Annotated in this window: 26 protein-coding genes and 1 tRNA gene; 16 read left to right on the top strand and 11 right to left on the bottom strand. The window is 62.7% G+C overall.

The annotated features are described in order from the left end of the window. The first annotated feature begins 94 nt into the window (after nucleotides 1-94). Complete coding sequence (locus ACK3SC_RS03290; protein WP_416838690.1) at nucleotides 95-895, top strand: class I SAM-dependent methyltransferase; 801 nt, start codon at nucleotides 95-97, stop codon at nucleotides 893-895. A gap of 80 nt (nucleotides 896-975) precedes the next feature. On the opposite strand, the gene ACK3SC_RS03295 is transcribed toward ACK3SC_RS03290, so the two are convergent. Further along, nucleotides 976-1,191, bottom strand: a complete 216-nt coding sequence (locus ACK3SC_RS03295) for a zinc ribbon domain-containing protein (protein WP_416838691.1) — start codon at nucleotides 1,189-1,191, stop codon at nucleotides 976-978. A gap of 74 nt (nucleotides 1,192-1,265) precedes the next feature. Here ACK3SC_RS03295 and ACK3SC_RS03300 point away from each other — a divergent pair, with 74 nt between their 5' ends. After that, nucleotides 1,266-1,448: a hypothetical protein gene (locus tag ACK3SC_RS03300; RefSeq protein WP_416838692.1), complete on the top strand. Its 183-nt coding sequence runs from the start codon at nucleotides 1,266-1,268 to the stop codon at nucleotides 1,446-1,448. Between the two features lie 2 nt (nucleotides 1,449-1,450). Here the strand turns inward: ACK3SC_RS03300 and ACK3SC_RS03305 are convergent, their stop codons facing one another. Then, nucleotides 1,451-2,095: a hypothetical protein gene (locus ACK3SC_RS03305; protein WP_416838693.1), complete on the bottom strand. Its 645-nt coding sequence runs from the start codon at nucleotides 2,093-2,095 to the stop codon at nucleotides 1,451-1,453. A 101-nt stretch (nucleotides 2,096-2,196) separates the two neighbouring features. Here ACK3SC_RS03305 and ncsA point away from each other — a divergent pair, with 101 nt between their 5' ends. After that, nucleotides 2,197-3,162 carry a tRNA 2-thiolation protein NcsA gene (gene ncsA / locus ACK3SC_RS03310; RefSeq protein WP_416838694.1) on the top strand — a complete coding sequence of 322 codons (966 nt, stop codon included), beginning with the start codon at nucleotides 2,197-2,199 and terminating at the stop codon, nucleotides 3,160-3,162. A 228-nt stretch (nucleotides 3,163-3,390) separates the two neighbouring features. Here ncsA and ftsZ read toward each other — a convergent pair whose 3' ends face one another. From ftsZ to ACK3SC_RS03325, 3 genes are all read right to left on the bottom strand, one after another. Then, nucleotides 3,391-4,578 (bottom strand): cell division protein FtsZ, encoded by a 1,188-nt coding sequence (ftsZ, locus tag ACK3SC_RS03315; RefSeq protein ID WP_416838695.1) that lies wholly within the window; start codon nucleotides 4,576-4,578, stop codon nucleotides 3,391-3,393. Nucleotides 4,579-4,581: 3 nt separating this feature from the next. Then, nucleotides 4,582-4,767, bottom strand: coding sequence for a ribbon-helix-helix domain-containing protein (locus tag ACK3SC_RS03320; protein WP_004970382.1), 186 nt, complete (start codon nucleotides 4,765-4,767; stop codon nucleotides 4,582-4,584). 216 nt (nucleotides 4,768-4,983) lie between these two features. Beyond that, a complete protein-coding gene (locus ACK3SC_RS03325; RefSeq protein ID WP_416838696.1) occupies nucleotides 4,984-5,571 on the bottom strand; it encodes a double zinc ribbon domain-containing protein in 588 nt (195 codons plus the stop codon). A 115-nt stretch (nucleotides 5,572-5,686) separates the two neighbouring features. Between ACK3SC_RS03325 and ACK3SC_RS03330 the strand changes: the two genes are divergently transcribed. Beyond that, nucleotides 5,687-5,760: transfer RNA gene (locus ACK3SC_RS03330), tRNA-Tyr, on the top strand. A 227-nt stretch (nucleotides 5,761-5,987) separates the two neighbouring features. Next, complete coding sequence (locus tag ACK3SC_RS03335) at nucleotides 5,988-6,971, top strand: aldo/keto reductase (RefSeq protein WP_416838697.1); 984 nt, start codon at nucleotides 5,988-5,990, stop codon at nucleotides 6,969-6,971. Nucleotides 6,972-7,044: 73 nt separating this feature from the next. On the opposite strand, the gene ACK3SC_RS03340 is transcribed toward ACK3SC_RS03335, so the two are convergent. Beyond that, nucleotides 7,045-7,524, bottom strand: a complete 480-nt coding sequence (locus tag ACK3SC_RS03340) for a peroxiredoxin family protein (protein ID WP_416838698.1) — start codon at nucleotides 7,522-7,524, stop codon at nucleotides 7,045-7,047. 162 nt (nucleotides 7,525-7,686) lie between these two features. Here ACK3SC_RS03340 and ACK3SC_RS03345 point away from each other — a divergent pair, with 162 nt between their 5' ends. From ACK3SC_RS03345 to ACK3SC_RS03395, 11 genes are all read left to right on the top strand, one after another. Next, nucleotides 7,687-8,889, top strand: coding sequence for a M24 family metallopeptidase (locus ACK3SC_RS03345; protein ID WP_416838699.1), 1,203 nt, complete (start codon nucleotides 7,687-7,689; stop codon nucleotides 8,887-8,889). A gap of 69 nt (nucleotides 8,890-8,958) precedes the next feature. Next, entirely contained in the window at nucleotides 8,959-9,594 is a 636-nt protein-coding gene (locus tag ACK3SC_RS03350; RefSeq protein WP_416838700.1) for an HAD family hydrolase, read from the top strand. Continuing rightward, nucleotides 9,585-10,487, top strand: a complete 903-nt coding sequence (locus ACK3SC_RS03355; protein ID WP_416838701.1) for a CobD/CbiB family cobalamin biosynthesis protein — start codon at nucleotides 9,585-9,587, stop codon at nucleotides 10,485-10,487. Before ACK3SC_RS03350 ends, ACK3SC_RS03355 begins: the two co-directional genes overlap by 10 nt. Continuing rightward, nucleotides 10,478-11,263, top strand: a complete 786-nt coding sequence (gene cobS / locus ACK3SC_RS03360; protein ID WP_416838702.1) for an adenosylcobinamide-GDP ribazoletransferase — start codon at nucleotides 10,478-10,480, stop codon at nucleotides 11,261-11,263. Before ACK3SC_RS03355 ends, cobS begins: the two co-directional genes overlap by 10 nt. Continuing rightward, the gene (locus ACK3SC_RS03365; protein WP_416839932.1) at nucleotides 11,263-11,886 is read left to right on the top strand and encodes an NTP transferase domain-containing protein; all 624 of its coding nucleotides are present in this window, start codon (nucleotides 11,263-11,265) and stop codon (nucleotides 11,884-11,886) included. Before cobS ends, ACK3SC_RS03365 begins: the two co-directional genes overlap by 1 nt. Continuing rightward, nucleotides 11,877-12,878 carry a nicotinate-nucleotide--dimethylbenzimidazole phosphoribosyltransferase gene (locus ACK3SC_RS03370; RefSeq protein WP_416838703.1) on the top strand — a complete coding sequence of 334 codons (1,002 nt, stop codon included), beginning with the start codon at nucleotides 11,877-11,879 and terminating at the stop codon, nucleotides 12,876-12,878. Before ACK3SC_RS03365 ends, ACK3SC_RS03370 begins: the two co-directional genes overlap by 10 nt. Then, complete coding sequence (gene cobD / locus ACK3SC_RS03375) at nucleotides 12,868-13,878, top strand: threonine-phosphate decarboxylase CobD (RefSeq protein ID WP_416838704.1); 1,011 nt, start codon at nucleotides 12,868-12,870, stop codon at nucleotides 13,876-13,878. The genes ACK3SC_RS03370 and cobD overlap by 11 nt, the downstream gene beginning before the upstream one ends. Beyond that, the gene (locus ACK3SC_RS03380; RefSeq protein WP_416838705.1) at nucleotides 13,871-14,626 is read left to right on the top strand and encodes an adenosylcobinamide amidohydrolase; all 756 of its coding nucleotides are present in this window, start codon (nucleotides 13,871-13,873) and stop codon (nucleotides 14,624-14,626) included. Before cobD ends, ACK3SC_RS03380 begins: the two co-directional genes overlap by 8 nt. Nucleotides 14,627-14,718: 92 nt before the next feature. Beyond that, entirely contained in the window at nucleotides 14,719-15,732 is a 1,014-nt protein-coding gene (locus ACK3SC_RS03385) for a pyridoxal phosphate-dependent aminotransferase (protein ID WP_416838706.1), read from the top strand. Between the two features lie 89 nt (nucleotides 15,733-15,821). Then, complete coding sequence (locus ACK3SC_RS03390) at nucleotides 15,822-16,595, top strand: P-loop NTPase (protein ID WP_416838707.1); 774 nt, start codon at nucleotides 15,822-15,824, stop codon at nucleotides 16,593-16,595. Further along, nucleotides 16,592-17,146 carry a hypothetical protein gene (locus ACK3SC_RS03395; protein ID WP_416838708.1) on the top strand — a complete coding sequence of 185 codons (555 nt, stop codon included), beginning with the start codon at nucleotides 16,592-16,594 and terminating at the stop codon, nucleotides 17,144-17,146. Before ACK3SC_RS03390 ends, ACK3SC_RS03395 begins: the two co-directional genes overlap by 4 nt. A 15-nt stretch (nucleotides 17,147-17,161) precedes the next feature. Here ACK3SC_RS03395 and ACK3SC_RS03400 read toward each other — a convergent pair whose 3' ends face one another. Genes ACK3SC_RS03400 through ACK3SC_RS03420 form a run of 5 tightly spaced genes read right to left on the bottom strand, consistent with a single transcriptional unit; the run spans nucleotide 17,162 to nucleotide 23,534 of the window. Then, nucleotides 17,162-17,677 (bottom strand): chemotaxis protein CheD, encoded by a 516-nt coding sequence (locus ACK3SC_RS03400; protein WP_416838709.1) that lies wholly within the window; start codon nucleotides 17,675-17,677, stop codon nucleotides 17,162-17,164. Then, a complete protein-coding gene (locus ACK3SC_RS03405) occupies nucleotides 17,674-18,972 on the bottom strand; it encodes a chemotaxis protein CheC (RefSeq protein ID WP_416838710.1) in 1,299 nt (432 codons plus the stop codon). The genes ACK3SC_RS03400 and ACK3SC_RS03405 overlap by 4 nt, the downstream gene beginning before the upstream one ends. Beyond that, complete coding sequence (locus tag ACK3SC_RS03410; RefSeq protein ID WP_416838711.1) at nucleotides 18,969-19,613, bottom strand: chemotaxis protein CheC; 645 nt, start codon at nucleotides 19,611-19,613, stop codon at nucleotides 18,969-18,971. Before ACK3SC_RS03410 ends, ACK3SC_RS03405 begins: the two co-directional genes overlap by 4 nt. A 5-nt stretch (nucleotides 19,614-19,618) precedes the next feature. Continuing rightward, the gene (locus ACK3SC_RS03415) at nucleotides 19,619-23,086 is read right to left on the bottom strand and encodes an ATP-binding protein (protein ID WP_416838712.1); all 3,468 of its coding nucleotides are present in this window, start codon (nucleotides 23,084-23,086) and stop codon (nucleotides 19,619-19,621) included. A 52-nt stretch (nucleotides 23,087-23,138) separates the two neighbouring features. Beyond that, a complete protein-coding gene (locus ACK3SC_RS03420) occupies nucleotides 23,139-23,534 on the bottom strand; it encodes a response regulator (RefSeq protein ID WP_416838713.1) in 396 nt (131 codons plus the stop codon). Between the last annotated feature and the right edge of the window lie 48 nt (nucleotides 23,535-23,582).

Consider the following 23,582-nt stretch of genomic DNA (forward strand, 5'->3'; position numbering starts at 1 on the left):
TACACCAACTGACTACACCAACTGACTACACCAACTAGCCACACCAACTGACCACACCGACTGACTTTTGGTTTCGCGGAACTCGACTGCGAGTGTGCGACGGTTCTCGGAATCGTATCTTCAGCGGACGCGACAGGGGATGTGGGACGACTCACGGACTGCCCTCACCGACCTCTCTCTCGATAGTCGAACCCGTATCCTCGACGTTGGGTGCGGAACGGGCGAGTTCACGCGCGTCCTCGCCGAGGAGTCAGACGCCCGCGTCGTCGGTGTCGATGCCGACGAATCGCTGCTGTCGGTCGCTGCCGGCCGCCCCGAAATCGAGGTGGTCGCCGGCGACGCCACACGACTCCCGTTTGCCGACGACGCGTTCGACCTCGTGGTCTGTCAGGCGCTGCTCGTGAACCTCCCGGACCCGGTGGCCGCGCTACGCGAGTTCGCGCGCGTCTCGTCGGACCTCGTGGCGACGGTCGAACCAGACAACGCCGCCGTCGGCGTCGATTCGACCGTCGACGCCGAAGTATCCCTCGAACGCCGGGTGAGAGCAGCGTTCCTCTCGGGCGTGCAAACGGACGTTGCCCTTGGTGACCGTGTCCCAGAACTGTTCGACGACGCCGGACTCTCGGTCGTCGGAACCCGACGCTACCACCACCGAAAGCTGACCGAACCTCCGTACGACGAGTACGACGTACAGAGTGCGGCACAGAAAGCGACCGGTGAGGGACTTGACCGCCACGAAGCAGACCTCAGGCGCGGACTCGACGCGGACGTGTCTTACGAGTCGACTCGGCGAGAGTGGCGGCAGATGGGCCGCGACGTAGTCGAACAGATTCGAGACGGGACGTATCGGCGGGCCGAAGTCGTCCCGTTCGACGTGACGACTGGTCGTGTCTGACGGGCGAGTTTACCGGCCGAGTCTGACGGCTGTGTCTAACACGTCCGACGAGTTTCACGCGGTTGGGGGTGGGCTCGTCGTTATCCCAAAAAGAGGTCTATCATGTTTCCGCTGGAGCGACCGCGATAGAGTTCAGAGAAGCCGCAGTTCGTACACGAGACGACCGTGAACTGGCGATTCTGAATGTCGAACATCTTCGTCAGTCCGCTTCCCGACGTCGCAATCGTGTCCGTCTCGGCTTCGGTGTGGCCACACTTCGGACAGCCTTCTCGGTCGTGGTCTGCTGGAGGGCTCATACGCAACGGTGCTCCCGAAGATGACATAAATTTGATGCCCAAACAACTACGACCATCCCGTTCGACGAACGTGTATGGCCGCCGAAGGATTCGTCTTCGTGCTCTTTTTCGCTCTCGCGATTGGCGTCCCGCTCGTCCTCTACTGGGCGATGCAACAGGAGACCGAGAACCTCCCGACGATGGATCGAGAAGAAGCGGAACGTCGAGCCAAAGACGAAGGGGCCCGATACAACCAGTCGTCACGTCGGAGAGAGTGACGTCAGACCACGTCGCCGCGAACGGTCGTCCCCGTCTGTTCGGCACGGTACGTCCGCATCGCTTCGACTGCCGTCTCAGCCTCGTCGCCCGCTAACCCCAGCATCTCCAACGCGGCGGTGAGCGTCGGGAACGCGAACTCACCGTTTCGGAGTTTCTCCATCGCACTCGGTGAGCGCTGGCCGTCGGCGTAGAGACAGACACCACGCGGGTCGAGAATCTGTTCGTACGCCTCGCGGGCCATCGCTCCTTTCAGTCGCTGGGTGACGTTGTCTTCGAACGAGGCGTTACACACTTCGAGGTGGACCGGTTCGTCGTCGGGGAGAAGGTGTGCTGCGAGACATTTCTCGGGAGCGGCGTAGCCGTTCGAATTCGCCCGAATCAGGTCGGGATGTTCGCGTGCCCACTCGGCGCGGATGCTCTTCCCGACGCCCTTCACGCCGTGCGATGCTTCGAATTCGTCGGCCGCGTCGGGGTCGCCCCGGAGAAGGATGTCTTTCGTCACGTACACGTCGAGTCGGTCAAGTGGGTCGAGGCCGAGGGCCACGTCGCCGTAGACCCACACCTCGCGGACCGGAACCGGGAGTGTGTCTGATTCGACGGCATCGACCACGCGCTCGACTCGGTCGAGGGCGGCGTCTCGTTCCATTGGGTGTCTGTGAGAGTCGAACGGTCAAACCGGTTGCGACCAGCGACCACGCCCGTCGCGAGGCGAAACCCGTATCCCTCCTGCCAAGCAATCGACCGGCAATGGAGTGCGACAAGTGCAGTCGGGACGCGGTGATGCACGCGGCTTACTCTGGGGCACATCTCTGTGACGAACACTTCTGTGCCTCGGTCGAAAAACGCGTGCGCCGCCGTATCCGCGAAGACAACATGCTCCCGCGGGACGCGACGCCCGAGGACCCCCAGACGTGGGTTATCGGTCTCTCCGGCGGGAAAGACAGCGTCGTCCTCACGCACATTCTCGACGAGACGTTCGGCCGCGACCCACGAATCGAACTCGTCGCGTTGACCATCCACGAGGGAATCGAAGGCTACCGCGACAAATCCGTCGACGCCTGTGTCGAACTCGCGGAAGCCCTCGACATCCACCACGAAGTCGTCTCGTACGAAGACGAGTTCGGCGTGCAGATGGATGACGTCGTCGAGAAAGACCCCGAAAACATGGCCGCGTGTGCGTACTGCGGTGTGTTCAGACGCGACCTCCTCGAACGCTTCGCCGACGAACTCGGCGCGGACAAACTGTTCACGGGCCACAACCTCGACGACGAAGCACAGACCGCGTTGATGAACTTCTTCGAGGGCGACCTCCGGCAGGTCGCGAAACACTTCGACGCCAGCATCGGTGACTTCGAGAAACGCCGGGAGTCCGGCGACTTCATCCCACGCGCCAAACCACTCCGCGACGTTCCCGAGAAGGAAGTCGCACTCTACGCCCACTTGAAAGACCTCCCGGCACACATCACCGAGTGCCCACACTCGTCGGAGGCCTACCGCGGTGAGATTCAGCAACTACTGTTGAAACTCGAAGAGAATCACCCGGGGACGCGGCACTCGATTATGGCTGGATACGAAGAACTCGCCGGGCTAGTCGCAGACGAGTACCGGGGCGACGGACAGGTCGACCTCAACGACTGTGATCGCTGTGGGTCGAAGACGGCGGGCGATATCTGTCGGAAGTGCCGCCTCATCGAGTCGATAGAAGCAGTGTAAGACGCCGGATTCCTCCCATATTTTCGTACGTACTCGTGCTGTCGCTCACGAGTCGAAGATATGTCGTCGAAACGGGTTCGGAAGGAACCCACTGACAAGAAAAACTGCGTGCCGAACGGACACAGTGGAGTCCAAACGGATCTGGTGGAATCCGAGTGGACCGAATAACCTGTACGGATCTGGTGGAATCCGTACGGATTTGGTGGTGTCCGGACGGGTCTTGCTCGGTTACCGGATGACGTCGAGACCGTTGTTCTGTTCGGACTCGTCGCGTCCGCCGTCAGACCACGTTCCGCTCTGTGGCGTTTGAGCTCGCTGCGAACTGTCGAATTCCGAGCGTTGTTGTTGCCGTCCTTCGATGCTCTGGCGGGATTTGTCGGCCTGCTTTTGCGTCGTTGGACCGAGAACTTGCGCCGATTGGACGCCGGTCATGATGGCCATGACACGGACCTTCCCTTTGTACTCGTCCTGGATGCGAGCGCCCCAGATGACGTTCGCCGCCGCTTCGAGTCGTTCGGTGATGCTACTCGCGATTCCCTCGGCCTCCTTGAGTGTGAGGTCAGGGCCGCCCGTGATGTGAACGAGGCCACCGGATGCGCCACGGTAGTCGACGTCCAAGAGCGGGTGGTTCATCGCGTCGTTGACCACCTCTTGGGTCTTGTTCTTGTCTTGCGTCTCACCGACGAGCATCACCGCGACGCCGCCCTGATTCATGATGGTAGACATGTCGGCGTAGTCGAGGTTGATGAGCGACGGTTGGGTGATGGTCTCCGAGATGCCCTTGACGGTTTCGGCGATAATCTGGTCCATGACCGAGAACGCCTTGCCGATAGGCAGGTTCGGGACGTAATCGAGGAGTCGGTTGTTGTCCAGCACGATGATCGAGTCGGCCTCGTTGCGGAGGTTTTCGAGTCCCTCCTCGGCCTTCACCGTCCGGGCACGCTCGACGTTGAACGGGGTCGAGACCATGCCGACGACGATTGCGCCTTGCTCTTTTGCAATCTTGGAGACGACGGGTGCTGCACCGGTACCGGTGCCACCGCCCATCCCCGCAGTGACGAACACGAGGTCGGCGTCACCGAGAACGTCTTTGACGGTTCCCTGTGCCATTTCGGTGGCGCGTTCCCCCATCGAGGGGTCGCCACCAGCACCGAGACCCTGCGTCAGGGATTTCCCGACGAGAATCTTCGTGTCCGCTTCGATCATCTTCAGGTGCTGCTTGTCGGTGTTGATCGCAACCGTGTCGGCACCTTCGACGCCGATGTTGTAGAGCCGGTTGATCGTGTTGTTGCCAGCACCACCACAGCCGACGATGACGATACGAGGGTCACCGAACTGGTCGTCATCGGTGTCTTCGAGCTTCGTCTTGCGCTCGGCCTCGTCTCGCTCCATCGCCTCGCGAACGATATCTTGCATCGGTTACACCTTCGCCCAGCCGCGCTTGCTGGTAGATTCGCGCTGGCGTTTGTCGGTAGTCTGTTCGTTGAGCATCTCGCGGACGGCAGAACGAATGGCTTCAGATCGATTCGGGAACTCACCCGTCTCGACCATTCGCTCGACCTCCTCGATTTGCTGCTTCGGAATTCGTAGTGTCACACGCTCCATATTTTCATTCCCCCGGTAAGACGGTGCGCCGCACACATGTGCGAATGTCTTACACGCCAGAATCAACGGACGACGCCGGGGTACGGGTCGTCGTTGGGTGGCTGTAAGACAACCGTCTTACGCGTAAGTCACCACAGAGCGATAGGATATAAATGTAACGCCGTTTGTAAGACAATGCCTGAATTGCCCGTATACGGCTCTTAATCGGTGATTATGCTATTCGAGGACGTCGGCAGCAGGTGTCCGACGGCCACATTCGGGGCAGAACGCCCAGTCTGAGCGAAGTTCGTCGCCACACTCACAGAATACTCGGTGAGACGCCTTCTCGCCACAGTTCGGGCAGTAGACGTGGGTCGAGTCGACCGCTTCGCCGCACTGGTTGCACGTCGATTCTGTCTCGGGCGCTGGTTTCTCCGCTGTGTGTTCCGGTGTCTTACGCCCTCCGGGGGTGGCGACAGCTGGGCCGTACTCCGCGTTTACGTCCGACTCAGCGGCCGTACCGTCCACGTTGATGTTGACGTTCACTTCGGAGGACTCACGGTTGGCAGTGCGCGTCGCGACCGCGTCGTCGACGAGGGACGGGAGTCGTTCGTCGAGTTGTGCTTCGACGATGTCTTCGACCCGAGCAGACAGCGCCGCGTCGAGTTCGCTTTCGTTGTGGTGCGCCGGCGCGTCGGCGTCATCACGTTCCATCTGGTCGAGGTACTGGCGGAGCGCCTCACGCATCGCCTCGCTCTTCGAGGTGTCGAGGCCATCCAGTCGCTCGACGAGGTCGTCGTCGGCGCGGAACGTGATCTTCGTCATCTATCCGGCAATCAGTGTGTTGCCATATCAATGTTCGCCTCTGTCTGACAGAAGTCACACGCCGGGCGGGTCGAATGATAATCGTTAAAACCGTCGACCGGATAGAAATCAGTGACCGCTCTTAGCTCAGCCTGGCAGAGCAGCCGACTGTAGATCGGCTTGTCCCCCGTTCAAATCGGGGAGAGCGGACTTTTCCTGCGAACAACGTGAGCAGTGAAACGTCCCCCTCGACCCGAGTTGAGCAGCGAGCAAATCGCAGATTTGCGAGTGAGTTCAAATCGGGGAACAGAGAGAGATCCGAGAGCGGACGTTTCCGGCGAACAACGTGAGCAGTGAAACGTCCGCTTCGACTTGAGTACTGAACGACGACTGCCGCGACCCAATCCATTTACTGACAACGTTCTGTACCTCCTCCCATGGACACCAGACCACTCGGTACGACTGGATACGACGTCTCAGAGATCGGACTCGGAACGTGGCAACTCGGCGGTGACTGGGGCCCCGTCTCCGACGAAGACGCCTCCGCGGCAATCGAAGCCGCACTGGACGCGGGTATCTCTTTCCTCGACACTGCGGACGTGTACGGCGACGGCGACAGTGAGCGGCGAATCAGGTCGGCTCTCGACGACCGCGACGACGATGTGATCATCGCAACCAAAGCAGGCCGCCGCCTCGACCCCCACGACGCGGACAGATACACCTACGAGAACCTCGACCAGTTCGTCGACCGAAGTCGGGCGAATCTCGACGTCGAGTCACTCGACCTGCTCCAACTCCATTGTCCGCCACGCGAGGCCTACTACCGTCCCGAAGTGTTCGACGCCCTCGCAGACCTCCGAGACGCCGGAAAGATAGACCACTACGGCGTGAGCGTCGAGAAAGTCGAAGACGCGCTGAAAGCAATCGAGTACGACGGCGTCGAGACAGTCCAGATAATCTTCAACCCACTTCGACAGCGACCCGCCGAGCTGTTCTTCCGTGAGGCACAGCGCCGGAACGTGGGCGTCATCGTTCGCGTCCCGCTCGCATCCGGACTGCTCACCGGTGCGCTCTCGGAAGACACCGAGTTCGGAGAAGACGACCACCGCAACTACAATCGCCACGGAGAAGCGTTCGACGTTGGCGAGACGTTCTCGGGAATCCCGTTCGAAGACGGACTCGCCGCCGCCGACTCGCTCGAAACCGTCGTCCCCGACGGCGTCTCACTCGCGCAGTTCACGCTCCGCTGGATTCTCTCGTTCGACGCCGTGAGCACCATCATCCCGGGGTCGAAGACACCCGAACACATCCGTGACAACGTCGCCGCCGCGTCGCTCCCGCCGCTGTCGGCCGACCAGTTCCAGCACGTCGAAGAGGTGTACGACACGTACGCACGGCAGCACGTCCACCACCACTGGTGAGTGCTGGGTAGCCGTCGGCTGGTGACGTATCGATCAGGCGCAGGAAAAGGACGACTGGTCAGTCTGTGTGCGCCTACGCGAAGATGTCTTTGTAGCCTTTGCGGATGAAGTAGCGGGTCCAGTTCCCGTAGGTCCGGTCGGCGGGGTGGTCGGCAACCTGTTCGTACTGGACGATTCCGTCTTCGTCGACGATGTACGTCCCAGCGATGCCCGTCACGCCGTGGCTGGTCTCTTCGGTTCCGCTGTACTGGTCTGCGACGACGCCGTCAGGGTCTGCAGCGAGTTGGAAGTCGAGGTCGAAACGGTCGCGCATCTCGGTGAGGTCGCCGAGTTCGCTCGTGACGACGGGCAGCACGTCGACGCCGTCGTTGAACCAGAGGTCGTACGCGACTTCGTCGAAGGTTTGGAGCTGTTCGGCACAGAACGAACACCAGTGGCCGCGATTGACGAGGACGACAGTTGGACCGCTCTCCAGCGTCTCCGAGAGGGTTACTTCGTCGCCGGCGGTGCGTTCGAGTGTAAAGTCGGGGGCTTCAGTTCCCAGCAGACTCATCGCCCGAGTCGAAGAACTGCGCGTATCTATACCCGGGGCAGTCGGGTAGCGTTCGCGCATAACCTCTTCTGTCGCAGTGATTCTCGAAAACAGGAGCGTTGGGTACACTGAGTCGCACATTCGAGCACGTCACTTATGCGCACACGACATGATAGTACAGTTATGTCTTCACGTCTTCCATCGAGTGAGTTCGCTGCGCGTCTCGATGCGATCCGTGGGAGTCTCATGGACACCACCGCGGATGCCGCGCTCTGGTTCGATGCGCAGAATATCGAGTATCTCTCGGGATTCAACCACGTCCAGACGGAACGCCCGGTCGCACTCGTCGTCACCGACGACCACGTCGAACTCGTCGTCCCGCGACTCGAATACGAACGTGCGTCCGAGATTCCACGACTCGACAGCGTTCGGTCGTACTTCGACTACCCCGGCGGGAATCCGATGAAAACCGTCGTCGAGGCGCTTCGTGAACTCGGTGTCATCACTGTTGCGGCCGACATGGACGGTGCACCGGGAACGATGGGCTACCACGGCCCGCCGCTCTCGGCATCGGTCGACGTTATCGAGCAGTCGTGGGCCGACCGGATGCGCTGGGAGAAGACGGACGCAGAGGTCACGTGTATTCGCGAGTCGGTCCGGTGGGCCAATCTCGGCCATCAGTATCTCGTCGACTTCACGGAGGTGGGTGCCCACCCGATCACCGTCTCACAGCAGGCGTCGATGGAGGCGTCACGGGCCATGCTCGACACGCTCGGAGACAGATACGCAGTCCGAACCCGTGGCTCCGGGCCGGTCCACGCGGGCTACATCTCCGGGGGACAAACCGCCCGCCCACACGGGTTCACACCCAACGAACGTCTCTCGGAGGGAGATGTCATCATCACGGGTGCGACAGCAAACGTCGACGGCTATCACTCCGAACTCGAACGGACGATGTTCCTCGGAGACCCATCGGGCGAAGACCAGTATTACTTCGAACTCGTGTGCGAAGCACAGGAGCTTGCCATCGACGCACTCGGCCCCGACGTCCCCGTCGATTACGTCGACCACGTCGTCTGGGAGTACTTCGAAGAACACGGCGTCACCCACCTGGCACAACACCACGTCGGCCACAACATCGGTCTCGGGGCCCACGAACCGCCGTATCTCGACCGCGGGTGGGCCGACCACTGTGCCGACCCGATCACGGACCACACCGAATCTGACGCCGATATCGGTGTCGGACAGGTCTACACTATCGAACCGGGTCTCTACACCGAGACGGCGGGCTACCGACACTCCGACACGGTTCTCGTCACCGAGTCGGGCACGGAGACGCTCACGTACTTCCCCAGAGATATCGAGTCGAACACCATCCGTGTGTAACGGTCCGGAAACCCGCGACCGTCTTCGTCCTTCGCTATATTCAAGTAGAGTTTCACCAATGCAATTGTAGTGGCAGTCACGTTCGACCTCTTCGGCACGCTCGTCGATGCCGAGTATCCGGAAGACCCCGGAAAGGCAGTCGCGGACAAACTCCGGGAGTACGGTATCGATGTTCCAGACGATTGGGACGTCGCCTACCGCGAGGTCCACATCGACGCCCCCGACGGAGCAGAGGTTCCGCTCCCTGCGCACGTCGCGGCGACACTCCGTTCTCGTGGCGTCGAGACGCCCAACAACGCTGCTCGGCGGGCAGTCGTCGCGGCGTTCGACCCGGAAGTGACCACGCGTCCCGGTGCAGTCGAGGCAGTCGAAGCGGCCAGAGACGCTGGCCCTGTCGGCATCCTCTCGAACTGTTCGGTTCCGGAACTCGTCGCACGGACGCTCATCAGGTCTGACCTCGACTGGCGTGAGTTCGACGCTATCACGAGTAGCGTCGCCTGTGGGTGGCGAAAACCGCATCCGGAGGCGTTCGAAGCGGTGGCACGAAACCTCGATGTCGACCCATCCGCGCTGGTGCACGTCGGTGACGACCCGGCGTCGGACGGGGGTGTCGAGGACGTAGGCGGCACGTTCGTCACTCTCGAAACGACGACACTCGAGGAGTTCGCGAGCGACCTTCGAGACGGGAGATACTCGTGCCCGTGACTGCGACAACTGCCGTCGTCGTCGCCGCGATACTCGACCGATTGGTCGCAGAACCACCGACACGCATCCACCCAGTTGCTCTGTTCGGGCAGGCCGTTGCACCGTTCGACCGCGAATGGTCACACCCGGTTGCAGTTGGTGCAGTGGTCGCAGTCGTACTCCCGATACTTGCGGCAGGTGTCGTCGCGGGCGCAACGTGGAGTGGGACACTCGTCTCTCCGTGGGTTGGGGCCGGCATCGCGGCACTCGCACTCTTTTCGACGACGAGTCTGCGGATGCTCCTCGACGCGACAGCGACAGTCGTCTCCGCGACGGCAACCGATATCGAGACGGCCCGAACTGAACTCCGGGCGCTGGCCGGCCGCGACTCGTCGTCGCTCTCGGCGGGCGAGATTCGAAGCGCTGCCGTCGAAAGTGCGGCCGAGAATCTCGCTGACGGACTCGTCGCACCGCTCCTCGCGTTTGCGCTCTTCGCACCCGTCTCGCTCCCGCTCGGAGCAGGGGCGGCGGCGTGGGTCAAAGCAGTAAACACGCTCGACTCCATGCTCGGCTATCGCCACAAACCGGTCGGGAGCGTTCCCGCACACCTCGACGATGCGGTGATGTGGCTTCCGGCCCGACTCTCCGCACTCTTGTTGGCTCTCGCTGCCGGGTCGCCCCGTGTTCTTCCACGAGTCGGGTCGCTCGCTCGCCGACCGGCCTCCCCGAACTCCGGGTGGCCGATGGCAACGCTGGCAACACTGCTCGGCACCCGACTGGAGAAACCGGACCACTATCTGTTAGACGCCGGGCCCGACTTCCCCGACGCAGCAGTAGCGACACGTGCTGTCAGTCTCGTCTCTCGTGCCGGACTCGCGGCCTTCGCCCTCACGGGGGTGGTCGTGTGGTTCTGAACGCGGTCCGCGGTGGACTCGGATTCCTCACGCGACTCCCTGTCGGCGGTGGCGAACCCGCGTGGAATGCCTTCAGACGTACGCCAGTCGCGTTCCCGCTGGTTGGCTACGTGGTCGGCGGACTCGCCGCGCTCCCGTTCTTGCTCCCGCTTCCGATTCCGACTGCTGCGGCGCTCTACCTCGTGACGCTTTACCTCGTGACGGGCGTCACCCACGCCGACGGACTCGCTGACCTCGGTGATGCGGCCGTCGTTCACGGTGACGCCGAACGTCGCCGCTCGGTACTGAAAGACTCGCAAACGGGCGTTGGCGGCCTCCTCGCACTCGGGGTGACGCTGGTCGTTCTCGCGCTTGGTGCATTCGGCCTCGCCGATTTCGGTTGGCGTCTCGGCCTCACGGCGAGCGGTCTCTCACTCACGGCGGGGTTCGTCATCGCACTCGCCGCCGAAGTGGGCGCAAAAGCGGGGATGGCCACACTCGTCTGCCTCGGAACGCCCGCACACGACGGCCTCGGGTCGGCACTCGTCGGTGAGAACGGCCCGTCGGGTCTGCTCGGCGTCGCCGTTATGTGCCTTCCACTCGTCGCACTCGCACCGGCGACTGGTGCCCTTGCCGTCGTCGCCGCACTCCTCTGTGGCCCGCTCGTCGCCCTGCTCCTCCGGTCGTGGGGTCGGACCCACCTCGGCGGCGTCTCGGGTGACCTCATCGGGGCAACGAACGAACTCGCGCGGGCGACGGCGATTCACGTGGGGGTGGTGACGTGGACGCTCTTGTGATGTGTGGTGGCCGCGGCACTCGTCTCGACGCGCCGGTCGAAAAACCGCTCGTCGAAGTCTGTGGCCGACCGATGCTCGACCGTATCGTCGAAGCACTCCGCGATTCCCGGGTGGACACCATCCACGCGGTCACGTCTCCGTACACACCCGACACTCGCGCGCACGCGAGCAAACTCGGTGTCGACTGCATCGACGCTCCCGGAGAGGGATACGTCTCTGACCTTGGATTCGCACTCGACCGTGTCTCGCGACCGGTCGTCACCGTCGTTGCCGACCTTCCGTTGCTGACTCCTGACCACGTCGATGCCGTCATCGAAGCGGCCGAGGGGAGGTCGCTCACGGCGTGCGTCCCGCTCAGACAGAAACGCACGATTGGCAGCAGTATCGACGACGCACTCGTCTTCGACTACCGAGGCGAAGCAGTCTGTCCGACCGGACTCGGTGTCGTCGGCCCGGAGACCGAAGACGCACTGAACAGCGACACGAACGAACACTCCGAACACAGCGAACACTCCGACCCAGAAGACACAGATTCGACCGTGTACCTCACTACCGACTCCAGATTGGCACTCAACGTGAACCGCCCGACAGATATCGCGCTCGCGGAGGACCGATGCGAGTAGTCCTCGTCGCCGGAACGACCGAAACAGCGAAGATACCCGGCATCAGCGCCGCTGGGGCGGACCCGACACTCGTCGGTCACACCCCGAGCGCCGACGCCGAGATTATCGAATACGGTGATACGGTTCGGTCGCCCGTGACGCCCGTGAGTCCGACGGGCTGTCCGACGCCCGCCGCAATCACGCGTGCAGTCCGCGAACTCACTGGCTTCGACGTACTGACGGTCGATGCCGGCCTCGCCAAACCGTCTGCTGCACCGACCATCGACGTCGGTGCGCGACCCGGACGCGACATCCGCGAACCCGAACCGGTGCCGACCGCACCCGGCGCGTTCGAAGCGGCCCGACGGATGGGGTTGGCCCTCCCGGAGGACGAACTCGTCATCGGTGAGACGGTTCCCGGCGGCACGACCACAGCGCTCGCAGTGTTCCGCGCGCTCGGGGAGACGTTCCCCGTCTCGTCGTCGCTCCCGGAGAACCCAACCGAACTCAAAGAAGATGTCGTCACCGAAGCACTGGAGTCGGGTGGGTTTTCACCCGGCGATGCGGCGCACAAACCACGACGTGCCGCACGCTACGTCGGCGACCCGGTCCTTCCCGTCGTCGCCGGACTCACCGTCGGAGCGCTCGAAGCAGGCATCGACGTGACACTCGGCGGAGGGACCCAACTGCTCGCGGCGGCGGCGCTCGTCAGACACGCTGGCGGGGCAGGTGACCTGACGCTTGCGACCACATCGTACCTCGCCAGCGACGTCCCCGAACTCGAAGCTGCGGCGGCCGAACTCGACGTCGACCTCGTCGTCACCGACCCCGGATTCGAGTCGCGACCACTGGACCGATACGCCGCCGGCGAAGCCAAAGAGGGCGCGTGCATGGGTGGTGCGCTCATGCTCGCCGACCGAATGGGCGTTCTCGACGACGTCGAGGCGGCGACCCTCGACGTGCTGTCACGGCTCGACCCGCAGGCCGTCGACGGAGTCGACGATGGACCCTGACGCTGTCGCCCGGGCAACACGCGTCCCCCACGGCGGGACGACCGATTCGACGGTGCTCGATTTCAGCGCGAACACCAACCCCATTCGGCCCGACGGTGTCGAAGACGTGTACGTCGAGGCGTTTTCGGCGGCGACCCGCTATCCGGACGACGACTATCCCACGTTCCGAGCGGCCGCCGCCGACTACGTCGACTGCGACGCGGAGTCGGTGATTCCGACCGCTGGTGGGCTCGAAGCACTCCGACTCGCGTTCGAAGTAACGCTCGGACCGGGTGATTCCGCGCTCGTCCCGCAACCGAGTTTCGGTGAGTACGACCGAGAGATTCGGCTTCAGGGGGCCGATCCAGTCGCCGTCGCCGTCGCTGACATTCTCGACACCGACCCCGCTCCGTACGAGGTTGCAGTCGTCTGTACGCCGAACAATCCAACCGGCGAACTCGCTGCCTCCGACCGTCTCCGTTCCTTTGCCGACCGGTGTCGAGAGTCGGAGACGGTGCTCGTCGTCGACGAGGCGTTTCTCGACTTCACCGACGCGCCGAGCCTCGCGGGCGAACCGGGTGTCATCGTCGCTCGGTCGTTGACCAAGCTGTTCGGACTGCCGGGCATCCGCGCCGGATTCGCCGTCGCGACGGGCGAACTCGGCGACCGACTCGCCGTCGCTCGTCGGTCATGGTCGCTGTCGACACCGGCGGCCGACGTCGGGTCGTACTGCATGCGACAGACCGAGTTCGTCGACGCGACACGGAGACGAGTCGCGAGCGAGCGCGAGCGACTGGCTGACGCGCTCTCGGCACAGTTCGAGGTCTTCCCGTCAGATGCGCCGTTTCTCTTGCTCGATGTCGGTGAGCGAGACGTAGGCTCCGTGGTCGAGACGGCCCGCAACCGCGGCGTCGCTATCCGCGATGCGACCACCTTCCCCACGCTCGACTCACACGTCCGCGTCGCCGTGAAACGCCCCGACGAAAACGACGAGTTACTCCGCGCACTTGCCGATGTTTGAGGCGACTCGTCGCGACGGCGTCTGCCAACTGTTCCGCCCCGAGACACGGTGGCTCTCGACCGGGTACGCTGGCGGGGAGTCTCGTGGGTCCGCCGCCTACAACGTCACCGTCCCCGAAGGATGGCCGAAGACTGACCTCGATAGCTACGTCGAGCACCGACTCGCCGACGCCGGATTCGACGCAGACGGACCAGCGCTGTTGACTGGAGTGGACCAGCGTCACGCCCGACGTGCTCGATACGGGCCAGTCGAGGTCGTCGCCACTGCAGGCGTGTCGAATCCGGCAGCGTTGCCGGTCTCGTTCGCAGACGACGCAGAGGAGGGCCGCGACGGGACTGACGAATACGACGCCGAATCGGACACCGACGCCGATTCGGACACCGACGCCGGCCACGTCGGAACCGTAAACGTGTTCGTCGGGACGACCCACTCGCTGGAACCGGGTGCGCTGGCCAACCTCGTCGCGGTCGCTGCGGAAGCAAAGGCTGCGACGCTGTTGGCTCGATGTGGGTCGCCGGGGACGACGACAGACGCGGTCGTCGCCGCGTGCGACCCGACTGGTGACACAGAGACGTTCTCCGGGAGTGCGACGCCGGTCGGCCACGCGACACGAATCTGCGTTCGAGACGCGGTTCTGGCGAGTCTCGGCTCTCGGTACGAGACTGAGTCGATGCCACAGAGCGTCGAATCGGCACCGTACGGCGTCGTGGCCGACGATAGAGCCACCGTCTCCATCGTTCGGAACTGAAGGTAAACCGCCAATTGTGGCAATAAATCGTTAGCAGTAGTTATACGGCTCATTAAGAAGAATTGATTACTCTTCGCATCTAGCAACGGTATATGGACCCAGGTTCTGTCTCCGACGTCGACCCCGTCACACACGGCGGGACCGCAGACCACTCTCTCGTCGACTTCAGCCTCGGGTCGAATCCGGAACGACCCTCCGGACTCGCTGGTATCTACGAATCGGCATTTTCCACCTCGGGTCGGTATTCGTTAGACGACTACGCTGAGTTTCGCGTTGCAGCGGCCGACTACGTCGGGTGTAACCCGAGTGAAGTCGTGCCGGCGGCAGGCGTCGTCGAAGCACTCCGTCTCGCACTCGGTGTGACTGTCTCGCCCGGTGACTCGGTTGCGATTCCCAAACCATGTTGTGGCGAGTACGCCCGCGAGGTGCGGTTGCAGGGCGGCGAACCGACGCACGTCCCGTACGACCGAATCCTGGAGGATGTCGACCCTGCCGAACACGCTGCAGTGGTCGTTAGTCACCCGAGTAATCCGATGGGGATGGCGTACTCGACTGATCGCATTCGAGCGTTCGTCGAGGTGTGCCGAGAGGCAGAGACACCGCTCATCGTCGACGAGTCGTTCCTCGGCTTTACCCGTCTGCCGAGTACCGCCGGCCTCGACGGCGTCATCACACTTCACTCGGTGACGAACGTCTTCGGCGTGCCATCGTTGCGTGCTGGATTCGCCGCAGCGACCGGCGAACTCTACGAGAAACTCAACCGCGCCCGCTGCACGTGGGTGTTGTCGGCACCTGCTGTCGAGGCGGCGACGTTTTGCCTCAAACAGGACGACTTCCTCGAAACGACCCGCGACCGAATCGAACGAGAGCGCGAGCTAATGGTGAACAGACTGGATTCGGCCGGCTACGAGGTCTATCCCGCCGACAGCTCGCTCATCCTGTTCGAAGCGGACGACGTCGATGCCGTCCTCCACGAGACGCGAAAGCGTGGATTCGCGATTCGAGATGCGCGAGACTACAGGGGCCTCGACTCACACGTCCGCATCAACGTCCGTCGGCCACACGAAAACGAGGCACTTCTCGACGCCCTCGTCAACGCAGTCTAATCCGGCTCGTTGACTGAACTCATGTCACCGGTCGAACTGCGTCTCTCACCCTTCCGAACACTTATCAAAAATCACTGACGACGTGGGGCATGGTTGAGGCGTTCGCCGTCGCCAGCGGGAAGGGCGGCACGGGAAAGACGACGAGTACGCTCGCGCTGGGGATGGCGCTCGCCGAGGAATACGACGTGACCGTCATCGACGCCGACACGGGGATGGCGAACCTGTTGTTCCACGCCGGTCTAGACGACGCCGACGTGACGCTCCACGACTTACTCATCGACGAGCGAGACGCCCGCGTCGAAGACGCCGTCTACGAGCGGTTCGGCATGTCGGTCGTCCCCTGCGGAACGAGTCTGGCGTCGTTCGAAGCGGCCGACCCGGGCCGACTGCGCGACGTCGTCGCGGAACTCGCGAGTGACACGGACGTGCTCTTGCTCGACTCGCCCGCCGCACTCGGGTCGAAGAGCGCTGTCTTACCAATCGTCCTCGCCGACCGCATCGTCGTCGTCTTACAACCGACGGTGCCGTCGCTCTCTGACGGTCTGAAGGTCCAAGAGTACGCACACTCCTACGGCACCGACACGGCGGGTGTGGTGTTCAATCGCGTCCGCCCCGACGAGAACGTCGACGCGATCGCCGAACAGGCCGGTCGGTACTTCGGTGGCCAGACACTCGCGTCGGTTCCGGAGAGTGACGCGGTTCGCGCCGCCCGACGTGCGGGTGAACCGCTCTTGGCCCACGCCCCGGACGACTCGGCAGCAGACGCCTTTCGTGAGGCGGCCGCCCGGTTAGACGTGCGTGATGGCGACGGCCGAGACGTCGCAGAGCGGTTCAAAAGCGCTGTCGTCCCGGACCGCGTATGAGGATTCCACGCGGCGCACTCCTTCGGTCACGGGTCGTCGACGACCCGAGCGACGTGCTTCGGAGCGTCCTCGACGAGGAACTCACCGGGTACGTCGTCTTCGAACCGCAGGACGCGATTCTCCTCGGCGAGGCGACGCGCGGCGTCGTCACCTTCGAAGACGGCATTCCGGTCCTCGCGTACGACACCGAACAGGAACAGGGCGGTCGAGACGGACTCGAGGGGTTCGCCGTCACCGGGCCGAACCGCGTCGCAGTGCACGCGGTCGATGCTGCGGCACTTTCGGACGCACACGAGACGATGGAGTTTCGCGTCCCGCCGGGCGAACCGGCACGGGTGCTGGCCGGCGACGAACAACTGGCCGCGGAAACGACCGACGCAGCACCCGAATCCCGTCGTGAAGAGGGACGCAGTCAAAGCGCCGTCGAGGCGTTCCTCGCCGACGAAGCGGCTATCGACGCGATTCGCTCCGAAGCAAGAGACGAAGCCCGGGCCCGCGCGGCAGCGTGGGGACTCGACGATGTGCTCGAAGATAGCGGTCAAGAAACCTAAGCGAACGGAGAACCGTTACAACACTTCGATGTCGTTCGAGTGAGCAGTCGAGACTTCGATTCGCCCCGTCGAGGTGTCGAATTCGACGGTCCGCCCGTGTTCGCCGCCCGTCGATTCGGCGACGATGGGAACGTCGAGCCGGTCGAGTTCTTCGCGTGCGACGGCGGCGTTCTTCGAGCCGACACCTTTACCGAGTGCCTTCAGTTCGAAGATATCCGCCCCGCCGACGAGTCGCGCTTCGATCGTCGAATAACCTGCACCCGCTTCGACCATCTCGCGAAGCATCGTCTGAATCGCGGCATCGACGTACTTCCCCGACGAGGAACCGTGGCCCGATTCCTGTCGCGGGAGCAGCGTGTGCGCGAGCGCGCCGACACTACTGTCTGTATCCCAGAGCGCGATGGCGACGCACGCGCCGAGCCCGTAGGCGACGAGTGTCTCACCCTCGTTCGTGACGTGGTATCCCGAGACGCCGACGAGGCGCTCTTCTCGGGGCTCTTCGACCTCGTCGCCGAAATCGAACGTTTTCATAGGTCTTCGACCTCCTCGAACGTCCCCGCCGCAATCTCTTCGACCAGGTCGGCGTCGAACTCTTCGGGGACGAATTCGGTCTCTTCGACGTCGTGTTCGAGCGATTCGTCGATGCGGCGTTCGTCGAGTCGGTCCAGTGCCGCCTCGAGGTCGGTCTCGTCAGGAATCGCGTAGATATCCACGTCGAACTCTCTGTCGACGGCGTGAATTCGGGTGTCGAAGACGAACGCGAACTCCTGGACTTCGCTCAGGCCGACGATGAGTGGGTCGACGACTGCCGCACCCATGTCGTGTGAGTACGCGGGCGTCGAGTGGTCGATGGTCGCGTCGAGCATGTTCGCCCACCCGTCGAGGAGGCCACTCGTCATGACGTTGCTCAACTCCTTGATGGCGTCCTGTTCGAACGCGCCGAAGCCACCGTTGGGTGAGTCACCGACGGTCGCGGCGACGAGTTCGTTCGCCGACTGGGGTTCGAACAGAAACAGGAGATAGCCGCCGAGCGTCCCGCTGAAACTGAACGCGACGCTGACGAGGGGTTCGTTCGGAACCGTCTCGGGGATGGCGTCGAGCGAGATGAAGTTGATGCGGCGGATATCGACGTCCATCTCGATGTTCGTCATCCGACTCAGGTTCTCGGCGACGCGGGTCGCACCGTGCTGTGCCATCTGGTCGAAGCCAGCGAGTTTGTCGTACTCGATTCCCTCGTCGTCCGACTGCGTCTCGAACAGCCGGGCAATCGACTCGTGTTCGGGGATGAGATAGTGTTCGAATCCGAACTCGGCGCCGGTCGTCTCGATTTGACTCTGGAAGACGAGCGCCAACTCTTCGTGAATCTTCTCGAACTCGTCTTCGTCGATGAACGCGGTGGCGGTGTCGCCGATGACGTACTCCGGGGCGGACACGTCGATTTCCGCCTGCAGCACGTCGGCCCATCCGTCGACGAACCCACTGTTCATGATGTGACAGAGTTCGACGATGGCGCTCGTCGCGAGTTCGTTCGTCGGTTCTTCGTTCACGTCTTCGACGAGCGTGCCGACGACCGACCGGGCGCTCTCGTGGTCGAACAACAGCAACGACGACCCGGCCAGTTCGCCGTCTAACGACACGCGAATCCCGACTTTCTCGGACCCGTCGTCGAGTTGGTTTCGAATCTCCGAGCGGTGGGTGAAATGGAGTCGCGTCACTTTCACGCGACTGTCGAGTTCGGACATCGAGTTCAGCCGAGTCGCGGCGAGGCCAGCGCCCTCACGTGCCATCTCGTAGAACGTGCCGAGTGCGTTGACGTTTAACTTCACGTGTCGACCCCCGAACTCACCGTCTCCATGTCGAGACGGTTCAGAATCTCGACGAAGACCTCGTTCTCCGGGAACAAGTAGAGTTCGACGTCGATGTCGTGACTCGTGATGTGGAACTTGGTTTCGAGGTAGATGCCTCTGTCTTCTTCGTCGGTGATTGCTCGCTCGATAACCTGTGGGAGTTGGCTATTTCGCGTGACTGGCGGCCACGTCGCGATGTGCTGGTCGAACGTATCTGCCAGTGCGTCGAGGAAGCCGTTCGCGACCATGCCGCCGAGTTCGACGATGGAACTGACCGCCATATCGTTCGACACCTCCGCGACATCCTCGTTCGTGTCTGCGAGCATCATTCGAACGGCGCGTTTCGCACTCGTGGGCGGGAACAACACGAGCATACACCCGTGTGGGACGCCGTTGAGGCCGACTCTGACGCCGAGTCGCTTCTCGTCAGGGAACGTCAGGCCGACGGTCGACTCGTCGACGTAGCCGTTTTTGACGACTTCTGACTGGACGGCAGTCGGTTTGCCAGCCAGTTTGCCGAGTCGAGATTCGACACCGGAGACGCCCAACTCACCGAGATAGTTGAGGACGCCGAGCTTTTCGATGTCGATTCGGTGTGCCGCTTCCGTTGATTGGTCCATTTCCGTCATAGTGTTGTTACGTCGATGATGTTCACCAGCGTTCCATCTCCGCTCATCGTCGCCCCACTGATTCCGGGCACGCCTCCGAGCAGTTTCTCGTACGGTTTGACGACGACTTCGCGGGCGTCGTCGACCTCGTCACAGACGAGTGCGAAGTCGTGTGTGTCTGGGTCTAACCGAACGAGGACTCGCTTGCCGGCGGGAATCCCACCGGCATCGTGTTCGTCAGCCGTGCCTCCGCTGAGGGTCCACTCACTGTCGCCGGTCGGAGTGTCGCCGCTCTTGTCCACCGTGGCGGATTCGCTCGCGGTGTCTACGCCCAGTGCCTCGCTGAGGCGACGGTACTGGACGCGGTCCGGCGAATCGTCCACCGCTTCGGTCCGGTCGACTGCGACGGTCCCATCGGAGTCGAGGTCGGAGTCGTCGATGAGTTCGATATCTGCGACGGCGCTCGCCGGAATCGCGTACTGTTCGTGGCCGACGCCGACGAACAGCATCTTCGAGACGGCGACAGAGACGGGCAGGCGCAATCGAACGGTGGTTCCTGATCCCGGTTCGCTGTCGAGTTCGACTGTTCCGTCGAGTGAGTTGACCGTCCGCCTGACGGCGTCCATCCCGACGCCACGACCACTCACGTCGGTCACCTCTTCGGCGGTCGAAAAGCCGGGTTCGAAGACGAGGTCGTACACCTCGTCGAACGACATCTGTTCGGCCCGCGTTCGAGAGATGATGTCGTAGTCGATCGCCTGCTGGCGGATCCGCTCGGCGCTGATACCGCGGCCATCGTCTTCGACTTCGATGACGACGCGTTCGCGGTCACGCCACGCGCGGAGTTCGATGGTCCCTTCGGGCGGTTTGCCCTGCTTTTGACGCTCTTCGGGCGGTTCGATGCCGTGGTCCACGGCGTTGCGGACGAGGTGAACGAGTGGGTCGCCGAGTTTCTCGACGATACTTCGGTCGAGGTTGACACCCTCGTCGGACACCTCGAAGGCGACTTCTTTGTCCTGTTTGCGGGCGATGTCGCGGACGACACGTGGAAGTCCGTCGATTGCCGTCGAAAGCGGCATCAGACGAAGACTCATCACTGCTCGACGAAGTTCGCCCGTCACCGAATCCATCACCGAGAGGTGGTCGTCGATATCGCCGTCGTCGGACTGTTTGATTCGCAGTTGCGTCAGCGACAGTTCTTCGACGAGGTTCAAGAGGGAGTCTGCGTTCTCGACGTCGACAGTGAGCGATTGAATTCGGTCGCTCTCGCGCGTCTCTCCAAAGTCGAGTGGGTACTCTTCGGTTCCGCTGGATTGGTATCTCGCGGCGTCGAGACGACTTTCTTCGATCGTCGCCGACGCCATCTGAACGAGCTGGATTTTGTCGTCGCCGACACTCCCGCCGAAGCGTTCGGCGAACCGAGATTCGAACGCCATCGTATGCTCGTCACGCTCGAACGACACGCCGCCCGTGTCGTCGTCGGAGAGGGAAATCCCACTCAGGTCGTCGACGTCCGGCAAGTCGATATCTGGGAGGTCGGTGTCGTCGATATCGTCTTCGGTGGCGAGGTCACTCTCGTCGGCCGACGCCGCTGCGTCGGCTGCGCTTCCCACGTCGAGACTCCCGCTGAGGAAGTCCTGGGGAAGGTCGAGACCATCGTCGAACGCTTCCGGAATCGTCTCTGAGACGTCTTCGTCGGGCGTTTCGTCGACGGATTCAGCGTCCGCATCGACGGATTCAGCGTCCGCATCGACGGATTCAGCGTCCGCATCGACGGATTCCGCTGCGAACTCGTCGTCGAATTCGTCGTCCGAGAGGTCGATATCGTCGCCCGGCAGGTCGGTCGAGAGGTCAGCCTCGGCATCTTCTGTCGGGAAGTCGATTTCGTCCGCGTCGAACTCGTCTGCGATGTCGTCATCGCCGAACTCGTCGGGGAAGTCGTCACCCTCCTCGAATCCGTCGACTGGGCCGCCATCGTCGTCTTCGAACGTCTCGGCGAAGTCCGGTGCCTCTGCGGTGGCCGTCTCTGGAGGACTGTCGGGAGTGGATGTCTCTTCGGTGGTCGTCTCAGGAGAACTGTCGGCAGTGGGAGTTTCTGCGGTAGCCGTCTCGGAAGGACTGTCGGCAGTGGGAGTCTCTGTAGAGGGAGTCTCTGCAGCGGGTTCGTCGGTGGAGTCATCCACACGTTCCGATTCGTATTCGTCGCCCACAGGGTCGAACGACTCACCGTCTGGGAACGAGATATCCGGGACCTCGTCCTCGTCTGTGTCGGCCGTGACCGACACATCGTCCGCCGTGCTGTCAGCCGCAACCGACGAGACGTAGTCTGCGCCCGACTCGTCGTCGGAATCGACGATGTCGATGCCTTCGAACGGAACCGAGTCGTCGGGCTCTGCGGCACCTGACGCCGTTACCTCGTCGACGCCCGAACTCCCGTGTTCGTCGGCACTCGCAGTGTCGTCTGGTGTCGATGGGACGGCGGACTCGTAGCCGAAGTCCTCGGGACGAATCGCGTCGTCTGCAGTCGTCGTGTCGGCGGTGGCCGGTGAACGCTCCGGGTGGTCGTCGGCGACGGTGTCGCCTTCTTCGACCTCTTCGACCTCTTCGACGGCTTCGTCCGAGAGGTCTGCGTCGGCTACCTCGCCGTCGATGAGGTCTTGAATCGAGAGGTCGTCGTCGTGGTCGAACTCACCGAACTCAATCTCTGCGAGTTCGTGGTCGAGCGACGAGACGTCGTCGCGGTGGACGTCGCTCTTGATGGCGTCGAACTCGTTCATCGCCCCCGACGACTCGATTTTTCCCGACTCACGGCCCCCGTCGGACTCGTCGCTCGCGTCTCGCTGGTCAACGTCTGCGTCGCCACTGGGTGTCGACGAGTCTCGGTTGTCGAACGTCCCCCAGCGCGCCTGCTCGTCGGGTTCGTCGTCGCCGTCCGCGGGGTCGTCCATCTCTGCCAATAACCCTTCGAGGTCGTCGAACCCGCTCGCAGAGTCGAGGGCATCGACGACGGTCTGGTCGAGTTCGTCGGTTGAGTCGTCTAACACGTCGCTCGCCGATGCCGACCCATCGCCGGAAGCGGATTGCAGTCCGCTCCCCGTCCCCGATTCGTCTCGGTATCGGTCCATCTCTGCGCGAAGCGTCGCCATCGACGACTCGGGGTCGGTCGTCGCGTCGCTTTCGTCGTGCCACGCCTGGATGAGCGCGTCGATGTCGTCGACCGCTGCAAGCGCAGCGTCTATCAGGTCTGGGTTCGGCCTCACTGAGCCGTCACGAAGACTGCTCAGGAACTCCTCGACTTCGTGGGCGAGGCGACTTGCACTGTCGAGTCCCGCCATGCTGCAGTTGCCTTTCAGCGTGTGTGCCGTCCGGAACAACTCGTCGACGTGTTCACGACTAGTGCCGTGACGTTCGAGTTCGACGAGACCGTTCGTCAACTGCCGGACTGACCCACGCGTCTCGCGGACGAATTCGTCGTCTCGGCTCACGGTGGCCTCCCTCGACCGCTGACGATAGTCGTTGGCGGTGCCCCTGGATGTCTCATGATTCGACTTCGTCTTCCTCTCTGTCCGCGAGGATACTCTCTATCGCTTTGACGATCTCGTCGTCGTCGAACGGTTTCGTGATGTAGCCGTCTGCGCCTGCCCGCGCAGCGAGTTCCATCTTCTTGCGCTGTCCGACACTCGTACACATGATGACACGGGCGTCCTTGTCGAGATGCTTGATGGCCGCGGTGGCTTTCACACCGTTCGCCTTCCGCATCACGATGTCCATCAATACGATGTCGATGTCGTCACCGTGTTCTTTGTACTTCTGGACCGCCCAGGCACCGTTCTGTGCTTCCTCGATGATTTCGTACGTGTCTTCGTCGAGCGCGCTCTTCAGCCTACTTCGCATGTAGCTTGAGTCGTCGACGATTAGAATCCCGATTGACATGTGTGCGTCCTACGTTAACCTCGGTTTGGTTGTGTTCATCTGTCGTTT

It is taken from the genome of Haloferax sp. DFSO52 (genome assembly GCF_048158745.1).
Lineage (GTDB): Archaea > Halobacteriota > Halobacteria > Halobacteriales > Haloferacaceae > Haloferax.